This is a genomic window from Mesorhizobium sp. M0029, assembly GCF_040323735.1.
In the GTDB taxonomy this organism is placed as follows: domain Bacteria; phylum Pseudomonadota; class Alphaproteobacteria; order Rhizobiales; family Rhizobiaceae; genus Mesorhizobium.
In genome coordinates this window covers 13684-31425 of the sequence record NZ_JAMYVF010000011.1, presented here as the reverse complement: position 1 = coordinate 31425, position 17742 = coordinate 13684, and the positions used below count along the sequence as shown (strand labels likewise).

Here is a 17742-nt window from a genome sequence, read left to right as displayed (position 1 = left end):
CGACTCGGATAAAAGTCAGCGCCTTTCTGAGTCAACCGGAATCGGGGCGCGGAAACACTCTTCTGTGGACGGTTTGCCGCCCCTGTGAACAACGGGGCATCGAGGTTGATTGGTCGTGCGGTGATGCAGAAAGGTCAGCACCGATTTATCTCGTTCTGATATCGAGAAGCCGGGATCAAAATCGGGGACATCATGGCAGAGGCAGCGCGAAAATTCGGCGTGGCGGAGCAGCAACCGCTTTATCGTGAAGCGCCGAACAACATCGAGGCCGAGCAGGCGCTGCTCGGCGCCATCCTCGTCAACAACGATGCCTTCTACCGCGTCTCCGACTTCCTCAAGGCCGGCCATTTCTACGAGCCGCTGCACCGGAAAATCTTCGAGGTCGCGGCCGAGCTCATCCGCATGGGCAAGGTGGCGACGCCGATCACGCTGAAAACCTTCCTGCCGGCCGACGAGAAGGTCGGCGACATGACGGTGGCGCAATATGTGGTTCGTCTGGCGGTCGAAGCCGTCACCGTCGTCAATGCCACCGATTATGGCCGCGCCATCTACGATCTGGCCACGCGCCGGGCACTGATTACCGTCGGCGAGGACATGGTCAACATCGCCTATGACGCGCCGGTCGACATGGCGCCGTCCGAACAGATCGAGGATGCCGAGCGGCGGCTGTTCGAACTGGCCGAAACCGGCCGCTATGATGGCGGCTTCGAGAGCTTCACCGACGCGGTCAAGACCGCCGTCGACATGGCCAACGCCGCCTATATGCGCGACGGCCATTTGTCGGGCCTCGCCACCGGCATGCGCGATCTCGACCGCCGCATGGGTGGCCTGCAGGCGTCGGATCTGATCATCATTGCCGGCCGTCCGGGCATGGGCAAGACGTCGCTCGCCACCAACATCGCCTTCAACATCGCCGAGATGTATGAGCCGGCGCAGCAGGCCGACGGCTCGTTCAAGGCAGCCAATGGCGGCGTCGTCGGCTTCTTCTCGCTGGAAATGTCGTCCGAGCAGCTCGCCACCCGCATCATTTCCGAACAGACGGAAATTTCGTCGTCAAAAATCCGCCGCGGCGAGATTTCAGAGATGGATTTCGAAAAGCTGGTCGCCTGCTCGCAGACCATGCAGAAGATCCCGCTGTTCATCGACCAGACCGGCGGTATCTCGATCGCGCAGCTGTCGGCGCGGGCGCGGCGGCTGAAGCGTCAGCGCGGCCTCGACCTCATCGTCATCGACTATATCCAGCTGATGCAGGGGTCGAGCGCGAAATCGTCGCAGAACCGGGTGCAGGAAATCACCGAGATCACCACCGGCCTCAAGGCGCTGGCCAAGGAACTCTCCGTTCCGATTATCGCGCTGTCGCAGCTGTCGCGTCAGGTCGAAAGCCGCGAAGACAAACGCCCGCAGCTGTCCGATCTTCGCGAATCCGGTTCGATCGAGCAGGACGCCGACGTGGTGATGTTCGTCTATCGCGAGGAATATTATCTGAAGAACCGCGAGCCGAAGCCCGGCACCGATGAATACATCAAGTGGGAACACGAGATGAACGAGATGCGCGGCAAGGCCGAAGTCATCGTCGCCAAGCAGCGCCACGGCCCGACAGGTTCGGTGAGCCTCGCCTTCCATGGCGAGTTCACACGGTTTTCCGACCTCGCCGAAGAGCATCATATTGCGGAGAGGTTCGAGTAGCTTTTTGGCCTACCGCAGCGCTCCGTCACACCCCCCTCTGTCCTGCCGGACATCTCCCCCGCAAGGGGGGAGATTGGCTATCGTCGCTGCTTTCGCCAATCCCCAACGTCGCAAGATGAGCGCCATTCGCAAAGCTGCTGATCTCCCCCCTTGCGGGGGAGATGGCCGGCAGGCCAGAGGGGGGTGTGCAAGATCACCCTCCTTCGGTCATTTGCAGGCAGCATCACTCCATGGCTAAATCGCGCGTCCAGTTCATCTGCCAGAATTGCGGGTCGGTGCATCAGCGCTGGGCCGGCAAATGCGATGCCTGCGGCGAGTGGAACACACTGGTCGAGGAAGGCACGTCCGGCGGCATCGGCTCGGGACCGGCCAACACGCGCAATGCGCGCAAGGGCCGCGCCGTGGTGCTGACCAGCCTGTCCGGTGACATCGAGGATGCGCCGCGGATCATCTCCGGCATTGGCGAACTCGACCGCGCCACCGGCGGCGGCTTCGTGCGCGGCTCGGCGCTGTTGGTCGGCGGCGATCCCGGCATCGGCAAGTCGACGCTTTTGACCCAGGCCGCGGCCGCACTCGCGTCAAAGGGCCACCGCATCGTCTATGTCTCGGGCGAAGAGGCTGTCGCGCAGATCCGGCTGCGGGCGCAGCGGCTTGGCGTCGCCGACACGCCGGTCGAACTTGCCGCCGAGACCAATGTCGAGGATATCCTGGCAACAATAGCCGACGGCAAAAGGCCGGACCTCGTCATCCTCGATTCCATCCAGACGCTGTGGACCGACATGGCCGACTCGGCGCCCGGCACCGTCACCCAGGTGCGCGCCTCGGCGCAAGCGATGATCCGCTACGCCAAATCCACCGGTGCTGCCATCGTGCTGGTCGGCCATGTCACCAAGGAAGGCCAGATCGCCGGTCCGCGCGTCGTCGAGCACATGGTCGACGCCGTTCTCTATTTCGAAGGCGAAGGCGGCCATCACTACCGCATCCTGCGCACGGTGAAGAACCGGTTTGGGCCGACCGACGAGATCGGCGTCTTCGAGATGTCGGACAAGGGCTTGCGCGAGGTCGCCAATCCGTCGGAGCTGTTCCTCGGCGAACGCCACGCAAAATCGCCGGGTGCCGCGGTATTTGCCGGCATGGAAGGCACACGTCCGGTGCTGGTCGAGATCCAGGCGCTGGTGGCGCCGTCCACATTGGGCACGCCGCGCCGTGCCGTCGTCGGCTGGGACGGCGCACGGCTGTCGATGATCCTTGCCGTGCTCGAAGCCCATTGCGGCGTGCGCTTCGGCACCCACGATGTCTACCTCAACGTCGCCGGCGGCTACCGGATTTCCGAGCCGGCGGCCGATCTGGCGGTTGCCGCTGCACTGGTTTCGTCGCTCACCGGTCTTGCCCTTCCCGCCGATTGCGTCTATTTCGGCGAAATCAGCCTGTCGGGCGCAGTGAGGCCGGTTGCGCATGCGCAGCAGCGCCTTAAAGAGGCCGAAAAGCTGGGTTTTGGAAGTGCGGTTCTGCCCTTGGGCAGCGAGGAGGTTGTCGGGGGGATCGGGGCCGGCGCTTTCCAGCCGACCGAACTTGCCGATCTCGTCGCACGCATAGCCGGCTCACGGCGCAGCCGTGTCGACGTGGAAGATTGACGCGGCTCGCCCGAGCCGTGAAAGACAATCTGAGTGGGGCGAAAGACATGCCGATTACGCTGCTGGACGGAATTCTCGTCGGCTTCACCCTGGTCTCGGCGATGCTCGCCATGGTTCGCGGCCTGTCACGCGAAATCCTGTCCGTCGTGTCCTGGGCGGCTGCCGCCGCGGCGGCATTCTTCTTCTACAAGCCGGTGCTGCCTTACGTTCAGCCCTATGTCGAAAGCGACAAGATCGCCATGGCGGCATCCGCCGGCATCGTCTTCCTCATCGCGCTGATCGTCGTTTCCGTCATCACCATGAAGCTAGCCGACTGGATCATCGATTCCAGGATCGGCGCGCTCGACCGTACGCTGGGCTTCCTCTATGGCGCCGCGCGCGGCGTCCTCGTCGTCGCCGTGGCGCTGCTGTTCTTCAACTGGCTGGCCGGCGCCAAGGCCCCTGCCTGGATCGCCAACGCCAAGTCGAAGCCGCTGCTCGAGACCATCGGCGCCAAGCTGGAAAGCCTGCTGCCCGAAGATCCGGAAAACGCCATCCTGAAGAAGCTCAATCCGAATCAGCCGGCAGCCGAGACGCCTCCGGCGGCCGATGCACCGGCGGCGGATGCTCCGGCAACCGGTGACGATACGCCGGCGCCCGACGACGAGACCGACGCTCCGGCCGATAACGCACCCGCTGCTCCGGCTCCGGCCCCAGCCGCGCCGGCAAACTGATACGGACGGATGGTGCCTGACAGGCGCCATCCCGGCAGTTCCGGCCTGACTACGTTGCTTTCGCGGCGCTATCGCACTATATGGCCATTTTAGCGGAGCTTGAGCCCCATGGCAGTTTCGAAGGCAGACGCGGACGACGTGCTTTCCGCCGAAGCAGACGATCATTTCCACGACGAATGCGGGGTGTTCGGCATTTTCGGCCGGCAGGACGCTGCGGCCATCGTAACGCTAGGCCTGCATGCGCTGCAGCATCGCGGCCAGGAAGCGGCCGGCATCGTCTCCTATGACGGCACGCAGTTCCATGTCGAACGCCATGTCGGCCTGATCGGCGACACCTTCACCAAGCAGCACGTCATCGACAGCCTGCAAGGCAACCGTGCCATCGGCCACACGCGCTATGCCACGACCGGCGGCGCCGGCATGCGCAACATCCAGCCCTTCTTCGCCGAACTCGCCGATGGCGGCTTTGCCGTCGCCCATAACGGCAATCTCACCAACGCCATGACCGTGCAGCGCGCGCTGCAGAAGCAGGGCGCGATCTTCTCGTCGACCTCCGACACCGAGACGCTGCTGCATCTCGTTGCCACCAGCAAGGAACGCGATTTGAATTCGCGCTTCATCGACGCCGTGCGTCAGGTCGAAGGCGCTTTCTCGCTGGTCGCGATGACCTCCAAGAAGATGATCGGCTGCCGCGATCCGCTCGGCATCCGCCCGCTGGTGCTCGGCGACCTCGACGGCGCCTGGATCCTGGCCTCCGAAACCTGCGCGCTCGACATTATCGGCGCCCGCTTCGTGCGCGACCTGAAGCCCGGCGAAATGGTCGTGGTGACCTCGAAGGGCATCGAGAGCCTGTTCCCCTTCGAGCCGCAGAAGACCCGCTTCTGCATCTTCGAATATGTCTATTTCGCCCGCCCGGACTCCTCGGTCGAAGGCCGCAATGTCTACGAAGTGCGCAAGCGTATCGGCGCCGAATTGGCGCAGGAAAGCCCGGTCGAGGCCGATATCGTCGTGCCGGTGCCGGATTCCGGCACGCCGGCGGCAATCGGCTTTTCCCAGGCGGCAGGCATCCCCTTCGAACTCGGTATCATCCGCAACCACTATGTCGGCCGAACCTTCATCCAGCCCGGCGATTCGATCCGCCATATGGGCGTCAAGCTCAAGCACAACGCCAACCGCCGGATGATCGAGGGCAAGCGCGTGGTGTTGGTCGACGATTCGATCGTGCGCGGCACCACCAGCCAGAAGATCGTGCAGATGGTGCGCGACGCCGGCGCCAAGGAAGTGCACATGCGAATCGCCTCGCCGCCGACCAGCGCGTCGTGCTTCTACGGCGTCGACACGCCGGAGAAGTCGAAGCTGTTGGCATCGCGCATGTCGATCGAGGAAATGGCCGAGTTCATCCGTGTCGATTCGCTCGGCTTCCTCACCATTGACGGGCTCTACCGCGCCGTCGGCGAAGCCAGCCGCGACAATGAGCAGCCGCAATTCTGCGACGCCTGTTTCACCGGCCAGTACCCGACCCGCCTGCTCGACTTCGAAGGCCACGACAATGTGCGCACGCTGTCGCTGCTGGCGAACAACGGGGCGTGAAGCCCAACTGCTATCCTTGAAAGCGATCGCATGACCCTCGACCTCTCCGGCCGCGTCGCGGTCGTTACCGGCGCCTCGCGCGGCATCGGCTACTTCATCGCCAGGGAACTTGCCGCCGCCGGCGCGCATGTCATTGCGGTAGCCCGGACCGTCGGCGGGCTGGAAGAACTCGACGACCAGATCAAGGCCGAGCGCGCGAAAACCGGCAAGGGCGAAGCGACGTTGGTGCCTCTCGACCTCTCAGACATGGCCGGCATCGACCGGCTGGGCGGCGCCATTCACGAGCGCTGGGGCAAGCTCGACATTCTGGTGGCCAATGCCGGTGTGCTCGGCGTCATCTCGCCGATCGGCCATGTCGAGGCCAAAACCTTCGAGAAGGTTATGACCATCAATGTCACCTCGACCTGGCGGCTGATCCGCTCGGTCGACCCGCTGCTCAGGCTGTCCGACGCCGGCCGCGCCATTCTCATGTCGTCCGGGGCCGCGCATTCGGCGCGCGCCTTCTGGGCGCCCTATGCGGCGTCGAAGGCGGCGGTGGAAGCCATGACGCGTTCCTGGGCGCATGAGACGCAGAGCCTGGCGCTCCGCGTCAATGCGGTCGACCCCGGCGCCACCCGCACCGCCATGCGTGCACAGGCCGCGCCCGGCGAGGATCCGGAAACGCTGCCGCACCCCTCAGAGGTGGCAAAACGCATCGTGCCGCTGGCGAGCCCCGAGCTGAAAGAGACGGGGCTGATCTTCCAGGTCAAGAACAACCGCTTCGTCGCCTACCGGCAGCCGGAATAAACCGGGTTGTAGCGGGATTAAACAGGCCCCCAGTTACGTTTCTTCGAATGTAGGACATTCGAAACCGGAGGACCGACATGCGTAGACTTCTTCTCGTTGCCGCCGCCGCGATTGCCGCCACAGCCGGCGTGGCGCTGGCGCAAGACGCAAAGATGAGTTTCTTCGTCACCAGCGTCGGTTCCGGCAAAGGCGCCGATCTCGGCGGTCTCAAGGGTGCCGACGCGCATTGCGCCTCGCTGGCGGAAGCGGCTGGGGTTACCGGCAAGGAATGGCACGCCTATTTCTCGAGCGCCAATGTCGATGCGCGCGACCGTATCGGCAAGGGTCCCTGGGTCAACGCCAAGGGCGAGAAGATTGCCGATGACGTCGCCTCGCTGCACAGCGACGCCAACGCCATCACCAAGCAGACGGCGCTCAACGAAAAGGGCGAGGTGGTCAATGGCCGCGGCGACAAGCCGAACCGGCACGACATTCTGACCGGCTCGAAGCCCGACGGCACCAAGATCGCCGACCAGACCTGCGGCGACTGGACCTTGAGCGGGGCGGAGGGCGCGGCGATGATGGGCCATCACGACCGCACCGGCCTTGATGAGTCGGCGGCGGCGAAATCCTGGAACTCCTCGCATGCCTCGCGCGGCGGCTGCAGCCAGGAGGCGCTGAAAGGCACCGGCGGCGACGGCCTGTTCTACTGCTTTGCCGCGAACTAAGCGGGCTCGGGAGCGGTTCTGTTCACGGGTCTGTGATGGTCCGGCGAGCCGCTCCCCCATCGCCCTGCTTTCGCCATCAGCCGGGAGTTGCTAGGGTCAACCGACTCCGACACCCAGCAAAGCGAGGAATTCCCATGGCTGCTCCCAGCGTAGCATTGGTCTGGTACCTGGTGATCGCCGGCCCGCAAGGCGGCATGGTGGTGCTGCCCAGCACCTTCGACACCCGCGAACAGTGCACCAACGCCATTACCGAATATCAGAAGCAGCCGACGCCGGCCGGCTGGGCGGTGAACTGCGTGCCGAGCGCCTCGCCTTTCACCGATGAGGGTGATGCGGAAGAGCCGGCGGCGCAGTAGCGCAATCTCCCCCCTCGAGGGGAGATGGCCGGCAGGCCAGAGGGGGTCGCCTCGCGTAGAGTGCCAACCTCCTTCCGCACAAAGGGCGTCGCGTCCAGTCGGCCCGACCCCCTCTGTCGCCTTCGGCGACATCTCCCCCTCAAGGGGGGAGATCAGGCGCGCGCCTTCACCGTCAGCTCCGGCTTGCTGTTGATGGTCTGGAAGACCACGCAATAGCGTTCCGTCAGCTTGATCAGCGAATCGATGCGATCCTGCGGCTCATCCGTGTCGAGGTTGAAATTCAGCCGGATGGCGCGAAAGCCCACGGGGGCGTCCTTGGCCACGCCCAGCGTGCCGCGAAAATCGAGATCGCCTTCGGCCTCGACGGTCGCCGCGCCGAGTTTGAACTCTAGTGCGGTGGCCACCGCCTTCAGCGTCACCCCGGCGCACGCCACCAGCGCCTCCAAAAGCATATCGCCCGAACACAATTCCAGCCCGGAACCGCCGGTCGCCGGATGCAGGCCGGCGACCGCCAGCGCCCTGCCCGTCTCGACCTTGCAGGCAATCGACTGGTCGTCGATGGAGCCTTTGGCGCGAAGCGTGATCAGCGCTCGAGAGGAATCGTCGCGATAAGCCTCCTTGATCGGTGCCTGCATGGCCTTGAGTGCGGTGGCGTCCATGTTGCATTCCTTTTCGAGTCCGTCGCGCTTTGATAGCACTGATATGCCGGCGAAACAGCGCCCCCCTCTGCCTGCCGGCCACCTCCCCACAGGGGGGAGATCTGCAGCTTCGCCGATGGCGCTTTCTACGCCGGCGATTAGCGAAGGCGGTCGCGACATCCAATCTCCACCCCTGTGGGGGGAGATGTCCGGCAGGACAGAGGGGGCTGAAGGAATGCTACCTCACGAAGAGTTACTTTGACTTCGACCGCCCCGGCCATACCTAAGCAGAGTCATTCCCGCGGAGGCATCATGCCGTTCAAGCTGAAACTGATCTCGCTTACCCTGTTGGTGCTTGCAGCCTTCGCGCAGCCAGTTCTCGCCGAAACGCCCGAGCGCCCCGCACCGGCAGGCGGCGTGCTGTCGCTGCTGCCGGCACCGCAGACGACCAGCCATTCAATCACCATTGCCGGGCGCAAGCTGGACTATCAGGCTAAGGCCGGCACGCTGTCGCTGTTATCCGGCAAGGGCGAGGTCACCGCGGAAATCTTCTATGTCGCCTATACGCTGCCGCCACTGGCGGGCGCGGAGAAGGCTCGCCCCATCACCTTCGTCTTCAATGGCGGCCCGGGCGCGGCATCCGCCTATCTGCATCTCGGCGCACTCGGCCCGCGTGTCGTCGCGACCGGCGCCGATGGCCAATTCCTGCCGCCGCCGCAAAAGCTGATCGACAATCCCGACAGTTGGCTCGACATGACCGACCTCGTCTTCGTCGATCCGGTCGGCACCGGCTACAGCCGCGAGGCCCCCGGCCAGGACACGAAAGATTTTTGGGGCGTCAGCCAGGACGCCAGTTCGATCGGCGCTTTCATCCGGCTCTATCTCGCCCAGAACGGCCGCACCGGATCGCCGCTCTTCCTCGCCGGCGAAAGCTATGGCGGGTTCCGCGCGGCACTTCTCGCCAGGACCCTGCAGGAAGATGTCGGCCTGAGCCCCAACGGCATCGTGCTGATCTCGCCTGCACTGGAGTTCACGCTGGTGCTGCCCGACGAATTCCAGCCACTGCATTGGGCGCTGGAACTGCCCTCGCTGGCGGCGGTGCGCCTGCGCAGCGAAGGCCTCAGCGGCGAAGCACTGCGCGAAAAGCTCGCCGAGGTCGAAAAGTATGCGCTGGGCGACTACCTCACGGCTCTGACCGGCGGGCTGGAACAGGGCGGGCGGCTGGCCAGCCAGCGCGTGGCCGAGATCACCGGCCTGCCGCTCGACCTCGTGCAGCGCAATTTCGCCCGCATCCCGACCGGCCTGTTCGCGCGCGAATTCCAGCGCGCCAGTGGCAAAGTGCTCAGCCCGTATGACGGCACCATCGCCACCAGCGACATCGCCCCGGAGAGCGCCCGCAGCGCCGGCCCGGATCCGGTGCTCGACCGCAGCGTGCCGGCGCTGACCTCGGCCTTTGTCGGTTATGCGCGCGACGAGCTGAATTTTCGCACCGATGTCAGCTACCGGTTGCTCAATGGCGATGTGACCCACGCCTGGGACTATGGCGGCTCGCGGCAAGGCTATGCCGGGGTGATGGACGATCTGCAGCGGGCGCGCTCGCTCAACCCGGGGCTTGGCGTGGTGATCGTCAACGGTGACACCGATCTGGTCACGCCCTATCTGGCCTCACGCTATCTGGTGAGCCAAATCCCGACGCTGGGCGCGGCAAAACCCATCCGTCTCGACGTCATCGAGGGCGGCCACATGATGTATCTCAGGCCGGGCGGCCGGCGCGCCCTGAAGGAGGCCGCTTGGGAGCTCTACCAGGCAACACAGTGAACGGCGTGCCCACGCTGTCGGCCAGGCTGCGCCAACGCAAGCTTGCCACTGGCGTAGCGCCCCGCAGGCTTTCGCCCGTGTAGCCTGCAATGGGAGCCTGATTGGGGCAGGCTTCTTCTTCGTCCTCTTGACAGCGCCGGACACGCCGCATGGCCGATATTGCCATTCTGGAAACCCGCGAAAGGGTGCTTGCCGGCATCCTGTTCACCGGCTGCGCCTATTTCCTGTTTTCGACGCAGGACGCCGCGATCAAGCTTCTGGTCGTCGGCATCAGCGTCTGGCAGATCATGTTCTTCCGCTCGATCGCTGTGCTTATCGGCTGTGCTGCAATCGGCGGACCGCCCATCTTTGCCGACACAATGCGCTCGCCCATCGTGCGGCCGATGCTGGTGCGCAGCGCCTTCACGCTCGGCGCCTGGCTCTGCTACTACAACGCGGCCCGCTCCCTGCAGCTGGCCGAACTCACCACCATCTATTACGCCGCCCCGATCATCGTCACCGTGCTGTCGGTGGTGATGCTTGGCGAAAAGGTGCCTCTGTTGCGCTGGCTGGCGGTGTTCATCGGCTTCGTCGGCGTCTTCATCGCCTGTGATCCCACTCGTCTCGGCTTGTCCGTGCCGATGCTCTTGGTACTGGCTGCGGCAGTGCTGTGGGGCATTGCCGTGGTGCTGTTGCGCAAGACGGCGCTGGCCGAGCGCACGCTGATCCAGCTTGTGCTCAACAATTTCTACTTCCTGGTGTTTTCCACGGTGCCGGCGCTGTTGGTCTGGCAGATGCCGGACTGGCGCCAGTTGCTGCTTTTGATCAGCGTCGGCGCGCTCGGCGGCGTGGCGCAATTTATGCTGTTCGAAGGCATGAAGCGGGCGCCGGTGTCGATCGTGGCGCCGTTCGAATACACCTCATTGGTCTGGGCCTTCGGGCTCGGCTTTGCGATCTGGGGCGACGTGCCGCGTCGCGAGGTGTTTCTGGGGGCGGCGTTGATCGTCGGCGCCGGCCTGCTGATCATCGGCAACGAGCATTTCCGCAAGCGGCTATGAGTACCCCGTGCTGACAGCATGGTGGCAGGAGAAGACGGATGGCTGCTGAGATGACGGAAGCGCTCGACGGCCCAGGCACCACAGATACCGCTGCCGAGCGTACGCTCGGCATCATGCTGGTGGCGGCCTCGGCGGCTTTCTTCGCCCTCACCGGCGTGCTGACCAAATCGATCCACGCCGACCCGCTGACCATCACTTGCTGGCGCGGCTTTGTCGGCGCGATCCTGATCACCTTCTATGTGCTGTGGCGCCGGCGCCGCTCCGGCGGGCGGGAAAGCTTGCGGCTTGGCTGGCGCGGCTGGCTGCTGGCCCTCGAGGGCGCCGCGGCCAGCATCGCCTTCATCTCGGCGTTCAAATTCACCTATGTCGCCAATGTCGCGGTCATCTACGCCACCGCGCCCTTCATCACCGCGCTGCTCGCCTTCGTGCTGGTGCGCGAGCCGTTCCGGGCGCAGACGCTTGCCGCCGCCGCCGTTTCGCTGTGCGGCGTGGCGATCATGGTCGGCTCCGGCTTCGGCAGCGGTCATCTGTTTGGCGATGGGCTCGCGCTGCTGATGACCGCCGGCAGCGCGCTCTACATGATCATGGTGCGCGCCTTCCGCGACACGCCGGTGGTGTGGGCGGGCGCAGTCTCGGCGCTTCTGCTGTTCGTGCTCGGCTGGTTCGTCACCGACCCCCTGGCGATTTCTGCTCGCGACGCCGTGCTGCTCGTCGCCTTCGGAGGATCGTTCGCGGCGGCGTCGATCCTGTGGACGGAAGGCTCGCGGCTGATCCCTGCGCCTGAGTCCGGCCTTCTCGGTGCCGCCGAAGTGCCGTTTGCGATCCTGTTCGCCTTCCTGTTCCTCGGCGAGATCGCGCCGGCCGCCAGCCTGATCGGCGGCGCCATAGTACTGTGCGCGGTTTTCGCCCATGCGGGGCGCGACTGGCTGGCCGCGAGAAAAAGTGCGGCAACCCAATAATTATTTTCCAAGTCATGGAACCATCATGCGGATCAGGCAGTTTTATGTGCGACGGGTCACCCCCCAAGTCCCCCCAAACCCCTCGACCCGTCCTCCTCAAAGCCGACCGTAAAGGTCGGCTTTTTCTTTGGACATCAGCCGGCAAAGCCGGGCAAGGCGAGGTTGTCGCTGAGCAGGATGGCAAGATCGCGCGCCGGCCGCTCGGCGCCCTGGCCGAGTTTTATCGCGAATTGCGCTGTCGGCACCGGCGGCAGGGCGAATTCGCGCGGTGCTTCGGCAATGCCTGAATGGGCAAAGCGGGCGGTGCGCAAGGTCAGCGCGATGCCGGCATTGACCGCCGTACGCAAGCCGGCAAGGCTGGCGCTGCCGGCGGCGATGCGGTAGCGGCGGCCGGCAGCATCGAGGGCCGCAAGTGCCGCTTCGCGAAAGCCGCAATAGGGATCGAGCAGCGCCAGCGGCAGTTCCTCTTCCCGCACGGCAAGGCCCTTTTGCGAACACAGCCACAGCATCGGTTCACTGAACAGCCCTACTTCGTCATTGGCCGGCGTCTTGCGCATGACAACGGCCAGATCGAGCTGCCCGGCCTGCAGCGCCTCGCCAAGCTCGGCCGAACGGCCGACGCGCAGTTCGACCCTGACGCGCGGATGGCTGGCCGCGAAGGCGCGCAGCAACTCCGGCAGGCCGCTATCAGCGAAATCCTGTGTCGTGCCGATGGCGACGCGACCAGCGGCACGCGCGCCCTTGAGCGCCAACCAGGCCTCGCTGTGCACGGCAAGAATGCGGCGGGCATGACCAACAAGATCCTCGCCGGCCGGCGTCAGCCCGCGCCCGCGCCCCTGCGCCACCAGCAGCGGTTCGCCGACGATCTCCTCCAGGCGCTGCATCTGCGCGGTCACCGCCGAGGGCGAGCGGCCGACAACAGACGCAGCCTGAGCCAGCGAGCCGCCATCGACAAAGGCAAGGAAGGTTTTGAGCAGATCGGGATCGAGAGCTTGCATACTTCGATAATACAGAACCTTATGTTCGAGACAATTCGATTTTTTTGGCCCAAAGATGGTGGCATTGTCTCTCCAACGCCGCTCAAACGAAGGAGAGAAAAATGCCCATCATCAACATCAGCGTCACCGGTGAGCCCGACGCCAAGCTGTCCGCCAGAATCGCCAAGGAAATCACCGGCCTGACCGCAACCCATCTGCGCAAGGACCCGACGATCACCGCCGTCGCTGTCACCTATATCGACCCGCAGCACTGGTTCGCCGGCGGCAAGTCGCTGGCAGAGCATGGCGCCAATACTTTCTGGCTCGACATCAAGGTGGTCGACGGCACCAACACCAAGCTGGAGCTGGAGGCTTATCTGAAGGCGATCTTCGACACCTTTGGTAAGCTGCTCGGTGGCGTGCATGAGGAGAGCTATGCCTTCGTGCATGAAGTCCCGGCCGCGGCGTACGGTTATGGCGGCAAGTCGCAGGAGTTCCGGTTCATCAGCGGGCGGATCAAGGCGGCTTGAGCGCGCGGCAGCCTGGCCTTCTGGGAGAAGGTGGCCTCGCGAAGCGGGGTCGGATGAGGGGTGTTGGTAGGATGGCAATCTTCAAGAACTAAGCGCTTGATAGGTCTTGATTTTTCAACGTCTCACTCCGCTGGAACACCCCTCAACCGTCTCGACGCCGCGCCGATCCACCTTCTCCCCAAGGGGAGAAGGGGAGCTTGTCCCTTCCGCATTGACCTTGCCCCCCATTGCGTTACCCTCTGCTCTCCAAGCGGACGAAGAGCCGCATACCGGACCGTTGGGAGAGACGCGGCATGATCCTGACACTGGCGCTGCTTGCAGGCCTCGTGCTGGCCTGGCTGCTGATTGGCGCGATCGAGACGTTTCGTCTCGACCTGCGCTTTACCCAGGCGCTGCTCTACGTGCCGTTCAAGCTCGCCTACCGGATCGATGACCGGCGCATCCGCATTGCCCGCAACGCGCCGACGCCGGTGATCTATGTAGTCTCGCACCAGTCACGCTTCGAGCCGGCGCTGATGCTGTCGCTGCTGCCCGACGACACGCTGCACATTCTCGACGAGGCCTCGGCGCGCTCGCCCTGGATGGAGCCTTGGCGCGAGCTTGGCCGCACCATCGCCTTCAACGCCGAGCATCTCTTCGTCAGCCGGCGGCTGGTCAGGGTGCTGAAGGGTAAAGGCCGGCTTGCCGTCTATCTGCCCGATGACGTCGAGCCCGACGTGAAGACGTTTCGCCTGTTCCGCGCCGTCACCCGCATCGCCATGCAGGCCGACGCCCGCATCGTGCCGATCTTCGTCACCGGCTCGCGCGACCTGCCGGTTTCCTTGACGCCAAAGAACCGGGCGCCGCGCCACTGGTTCCCAAAACTCTCGATCAGCGTGCTGGAGCCAATGACGATTGCCGAACTGGTGGCGCGCAACCCCGACCAGGCTTCCAACACCAATGCGTTGTTCGACCGAATCGCCGAGGCGCGGCTTTATGGCAGCAACCTCGATCGCGGCCTGTTCCTGGCCATGCGCGATGCCGCGGATCGCACCGGCGCCTCGCACCCGATCATCGAGGATGTGATCAGCGGCTCGCTCAGCTATCGAAAAATGTTCATCGGCGCGCGCGTGCTCGGCCGCCGTTTCGAGGCGGTGGCGGCGCCCGGCGAAGCGGTCGGGGTTTTGCTGCCCAACGCCAATGGCGTGGTGCTGTCCTTCGTCGGCCTGCTCTCGGCCGGCCGGGTAGCGGCGATGATCAACTACACGGCAGGGCCGGCCAGCGTAACCGCCGCGGTGCGCACGGCAGTCATCCGAACGGTGGTTTCCTCGCGCGCGTTCGTCGAGAAGGCGGCGCTTGCCGACATCATCGCCGCGGTCGAGGCCGGCGGCGCCAAGATGCTGTGGCTGGAGGATGTGCGCGCAAGCGTCACGACGCTGGAAAAGCTCGCAGCAGCGGTGCTCTGGCGGTTCCCGCTGCAGCGGCAGGATGCGGCCAAGCCCGCCGCAATCCTGTTCACCTCAGGCTCGGAAGGCACGCCCAAGGCCGTGGTGCTGTCGCATCGCAATCTCCACGCCAACGCCATGCAGGCCGAGGCGCGCATTACCATTTCGCCGTCCGACATCCTGCTCAACGTGCTGCCGGTTTTTCACTCTTTCGGCCTGACCGGCGGTACCATCCTGCCGCTGGTGACCGGGGTGAAACTGTTCCTCTACCCGTCACCGCTGCACTACAAGATCATCCCGGAGATCGCCCGCAAGGTGAAGCCGACCATCATGTTCGGCACCGACACTTTCCTCGCCAACTATGCCCGCACCGCCAAGGATGGCGATTTCTCCAGCCTGCGCTTCGTCGTCGCCGGCGCGGAAGCGGTGAAGCCGGAGACGCGGCGCGTTTATCGCGAGCGCTTCGATGCCTCGATCATCGAGGGGTTCGGGCTGACGGAGGCCGCTCCCGTCGTCGCCGTCAACACCGCCATCCATGGTCGCGACGGCACGGTCGGACGGCTGTTGCCGGCGATGCGCATGAAGCTCGAACCGGTCGAGGGTATCGAGGGTGCCGGCCGCCTGTGGCTCGACGGGCCGAATTTGATGATGGGCTACATGACCGCTGACCGGCCCGGCGAATTGCAGCCGCTGGACGGCTGGCACGACACCGGCGACATCGTCTCGGTAGACCGCGAAGGCTTCATCACCATTCGCGGCCGGGCAAAACGCTTCGCCAAGATCGCTGGCGAGATGGTGTCGTTGGGTGCCGTCGAGATGCTGGTGCAGTCGCTGTGGCCGGAAGAGCGCCACGCCGCGGTGGCGGTGCCGGACAAGAGGCGCGGCGAGCGCATCGTGCTGGTCACCACCGCCGACGACGCCGATCCGGAAGAACTGCGCGCCTTCGGCAAGAAAGCAGGGGCGGCCGAGCTGATGGTGCCCAACGACATCGTCAAGGTCGAGGAGATCCCGGTGCTGGGTTCCGGCAAGACGGATTATGTCTCGACGCAGAACCTGGCGATCGAGAAGCTGGGGTTGGGCCTGGCGGCTTAGCGTATCTCCCTCCTCGAGGGGGAGATCGCCGGCAGGCCAGAGGGGGTCGCCTCGCGTGAAGCGCCGACGTCCTCTTCGCTCAAACGAGGTCGCGTCCGGGGCGTACCGACCCCCTCTGTCGCCTTCGGCGACATCTCCCCCTGGGGGGAGATAACAACTACCCAATATCCGACGGCGGCACTTTTTCGCCCTCGCGCTTGGCGCGCTTCGAATACGCCCGCACGCTGAAAGGCAGGAAGATGAGATAGCCTGCGACAGAGGCGGTCAGCGTGTACCAGGGATAGGTCATCAACAGCAGGACGTAGAGAACGACCGCCAGGATGATCGGCAGCACCTTGTCGCCCGGCACTTTCAGGCTTTTGCCGGAATAGACCGGCAGCCGGCTGACCAGCAGGAAAGCGACCAGCACAGTGAAGCCGGTGGCGACGAATGCCGTCAGGCGGTCCGGCTCGAGACCGAGCCGCAGGAAGGACAGATAGAGCGGCAGCATAACCAGCACGGCGCCGGCCGGCGCCGGCACGCCGACGAAGTATTCGCTCTGCCAGATCGGCCGGTCATGGTCTTCGTCGAGCACGTTGAAGCGCGCCAGCCGCAGGCCACAGGCGATGGTGAACAGAAGAGCTGCGATCCAGCCGAAGGAGCCGGCGCGGTCGAGCAGGAAGGCGTAGAGCACCAGTGCCGGCGCGACGCCGAAATTGACGATGTCGGCCAGCGAATCCATCTGCGCGCCGAATTTGGATGTCGCCTTCAACATGCGCGCCAGGCGCCCGTCTATGCCGTCCAGGAAGGCGGCGAGCAGCACCATCACCACGGCCGGCTCGAAACGGCCCTCGAAGCCGAAGCGGATGCCGGACAGGCCGGCGCAGATGGCAAGCACGGTGACCAGATTGGGCAGCACCATGCGCATCGGAATCTCGCGGATGCGCGGGCCGCCGCTGCCATGGGCCTCGAACTTTTTGAACGGCGCGCCCACCGCTTACGAAATCCTGACGAGCGGGGTTGCGGAGACGCCGCCGAATTCGGCGAGCACGGTTTCACCTCCGACCGCCGTCTGGCCGACGGCGACGCGCGGCACCGCGGTCGACGGCAGGAAGACATCGACGCGCGAGCCGAAGCGGATCAGGCCAAAGCGTTCGCCGACGGCAATGGAGCCGCCGGTCTCGGCCCAGCAGACGATGCGGCGCGCCACCAGGCCGGCAATCTGCACGGCGACAACGATGCCGTTGGGACTGTCTATGACCAGCCCGTTGCGCTCGTTCTCCGAGCTTGCCTTGTCGAGTTCGGCGTTGAGGAATTTGCCCGGCCGGTGCTCGATTTTGGTGATGCGGCCGCGCACCGGAGCGCGGTTCACATGGCAGGAAAAGACGTTCATGAACACCGAGATGCGGGTCATCTCGGTGTTGCCGAGGCCAAGCTCGCGCGGCGGCACGGCCGGGCCGACCGCCGAGATGACGCCGTCGGCGGGACTGACCACCAGCCTGTCATCGACCGGGGTGACACGCTCGGGGTCACGGAAGAAATAGACGCACCAGGCGGTCAGGATCAGGCTGATCCAGAACAGCACCGAGGAGAAATAGCCGAGGAACAGCGTGCCCGCACCAAAGGCGGCAATGAACGGATAGCCCTCGCGATGGATCGGAACGAAGGCATTCTTGATCGAATCGACAAGGCTCATCGGATGGGGCTCATGGGATGGGGGCGGTCCCTGTTTCAGGTCCGGCCTCAATACCGGAAAGGCTCCGCTGCCGCAACGCAACATTGGGCAAGGCCGCATCGTCCGCAGCCGGCAGGAACG

The 17742-nt window shown here is 64.8% G+C and carries 16 protein-coding genes; 12 read left to right on the top strand and 4 right to left on the bottom strand.

Features of this window, described 5'->3' with window-relative positions; translation table 11 throughout:
* Positions 1 to 192 precede the first annotated feature (192 nt).
* The 7 genes from NKJ76_RS18760 (at position 193) to NKJ76_RS18730 (ending at position 7472) form a co-directional block, all read left to right on the top strand.
* The gene (locus tag NKJ76_RS18760) at positions 193 to 1686 is read left to right on the top strand and encodes a replicative DNA helicase (protein WP_023672717.1); all 1494 of its coding nucleotides are present in this window, start codon (positions 193 to 195) and stop codon (positions 1684 to 1686) included.
* Positions 1687 to 1916: 230 nt separating this feature from the next.
* Positions 1917 to 3320 carry a DNA repair protein RadA gene (gene radA, locus NKJ76_RS18755; protein WP_023685682.1) on the top strand — a complete coding sequence of 468 codons (1404 nt, stop codon included), beginning with the start codon at positions 1917 to 1919 and terminating at the stop codon, positions 3318 to 3320.
* 47 nt (positions 3321 to 3367) lie between these two features.
* The gene (locus NKJ76_RS18750; protein WP_023711951.1) at positions 3368 to 4033 is read left to right on the top strand and encodes a CvpA family protein; all 666 of its coding nucleotides are present in this window, start codon (positions 3368 to 3370) and stop codon (positions 4031 to 4033) included.
* Between the two features lie 108 nt (positions 4034 to 4141).
* Positions 4142 to 5623: an amidophosphoribosyltransferase gene (purF, locus tag NKJ76_RS18745; RefSeq protein ID WP_023672714.1), complete on the top strand. Its 1482-nt coding sequence runs from the start codon at positions 4142 to 4144 to the stop codon at positions 5621 to 5623.
* A 30-nt stretch (positions 5624 to 5653) separates the two neighbouring features.
* A complete protein-coding gene (locus NKJ76_RS18740) occupies positions 5654 to 6409 on the top strand; it encodes an SDR family NAD(P)-dependent oxidoreductase (protein ID WP_352538078.1) in 756 nt (251 codons plus the stop codon).
* A gap of 77 nt (positions 6410 to 6486) precedes the next feature.
* Positions 6487 to 7116 carry a hypothetical protein gene (locus NKJ76_RS18735; protein WP_352538077.1) on the top strand — a complete coding sequence of 210 codons (630 nt, stop codon included), beginning with the start codon at positions 6487 to 6489 and terminating at the stop codon, positions 7114 to 7116.
* A 134-nt stretch (positions 7117 to 7250) separates the two neighbouring features.
* Complete coding sequence (locus tag NKJ76_RS18730; protein WP_023689120.1) at positions 7251 to 7472, top strand: hypothetical protein; 222 nt, start codon at positions 7251 to 7253, stop codon at positions 7470 to 7472.
* A gap of 152 nt (positions 7473 to 7624) precedes the next feature.
* Here the strand turns inward: NKJ76_RS18730 and NKJ76_RS18725 are convergent, their stop codons facing one another.
* The gene (locus NKJ76_RS18725; protein ID WP_352538076.1) at positions 7625 to 8131 is read right to left on the bottom strand and encodes an OsmC family protein; all 507 of its coding nucleotides are present in this window, start codon (positions 8129 to 8131) and stop codon (positions 7625 to 7627) included.
* Between the two features lie 291 nt (positions 8132 to 8422).
* On the opposite strand from NKJ76_RS18725, the gene NKJ76_RS18720 reads away from it, so the two are divergent.
* The 3 genes from NKJ76_RS18720 to NKJ76_RS18710 all read left to right on the top strand — a co-directional run bounded on the left by NKJ76_RS18720 (position 8423) and on the right by NKJ76_RS18710 (position 11924).
* Positions 8423 to 9928, top strand: coding sequence for a S10 family peptidase (locus tag NKJ76_RS18720; RefSeq protein ID WP_352538075.1), 1506 nt, complete (start codon positions 8423 to 8425; stop codon positions 9926 to 9928).
* A 149-nt stretch (positions 9929 to 10077) separates the two neighbouring features.
* Positions 10078 to 10965, top strand: coding sequence for a DMT family transporter (locus tag NKJ76_RS18715; protein ID WP_023689123.1), 888 nt, complete (start codon positions 10078 to 10080; stop codon positions 10963 to 10965).
* A gap of 38 nt (positions 10966 to 11003) precedes the next feature.
* Positions 11004 to 11924, top strand: coding sequence for a DMT family transporter (locus NKJ76_RS18710; RefSeq protein ID WP_352538074.1), 921 nt, complete (start codon positions 11004 to 11006; stop codon positions 11922 to 11924).
* 134 nt (positions 11925 to 12058) lie between these two features.
* Here NKJ76_RS18710 and NKJ76_RS18705 read toward each other — a convergent pair whose 3' ends face one another.
* Positions 12059 to 12922 carry a LysR substrate-binding domain-containing protein gene (locus NKJ76_RS18705; RefSeq protein WP_352538073.1) on the bottom strand — a complete coding sequence of 288 codons (864 nt, stop codon included), beginning with the start codon at positions 12920 to 12922 and terminating at the stop codon, positions 12059 to 12061.
* Between the two features lie 101 nt (positions 12923 to 13023).
* Between NKJ76_RS18705 and NKJ76_RS18700 the strand changes: the two genes are divergently transcribed.
* Entirely contained in the window at positions 13024 to 13431 is a 408-nt protein-coding gene (locus NKJ76_RS18700; protein ID WP_352538072.1) for a tautomerase family protein, read from the top strand.
* A gap of 293 nt (positions 13432 to 13724) precedes the next feature.
* Positions 13725 to 15947: an AMP-binding protein gene (locus tag NKJ76_RS18695; protein ID WP_352538071.1), complete on the top strand. Its 2223-nt coding sequence runs from the start codon at positions 13725 to 13727 to the stop codon at positions 15945 to 15947.
* A 157-nt stretch (positions 15948 to 16104) separates the two neighbouring features.
* Here the strand turns inward: NKJ76_RS18695 and pssA are convergent, their stop codons facing one another.
* On the bottom strand, positions 16105 to 16920 hold the full coding sequence (pssA, locus tag NKJ76_RS18690; protein WP_023672701.1) for a CDP-diacylglycerol--serine O-phosphatidyltransferase: 816 nt from the start codon (positions 16918 to 16920) through the stop codon (positions 16105 to 16107).
* Between the two features lie 3 nt (positions 16921 to 16923).
* Positions 16924 to 17706, bottom strand: a complete 783-nt coding sequence (locus NKJ76_RS18685) for a phosphatidylserine decarboxylase (protein WP_352538070.1) — start codon at positions 17704 to 17706, stop codon at positions 16924 to 16926.
* Positions 17707 to 17742: the final 36 nt, after the last annotated feature.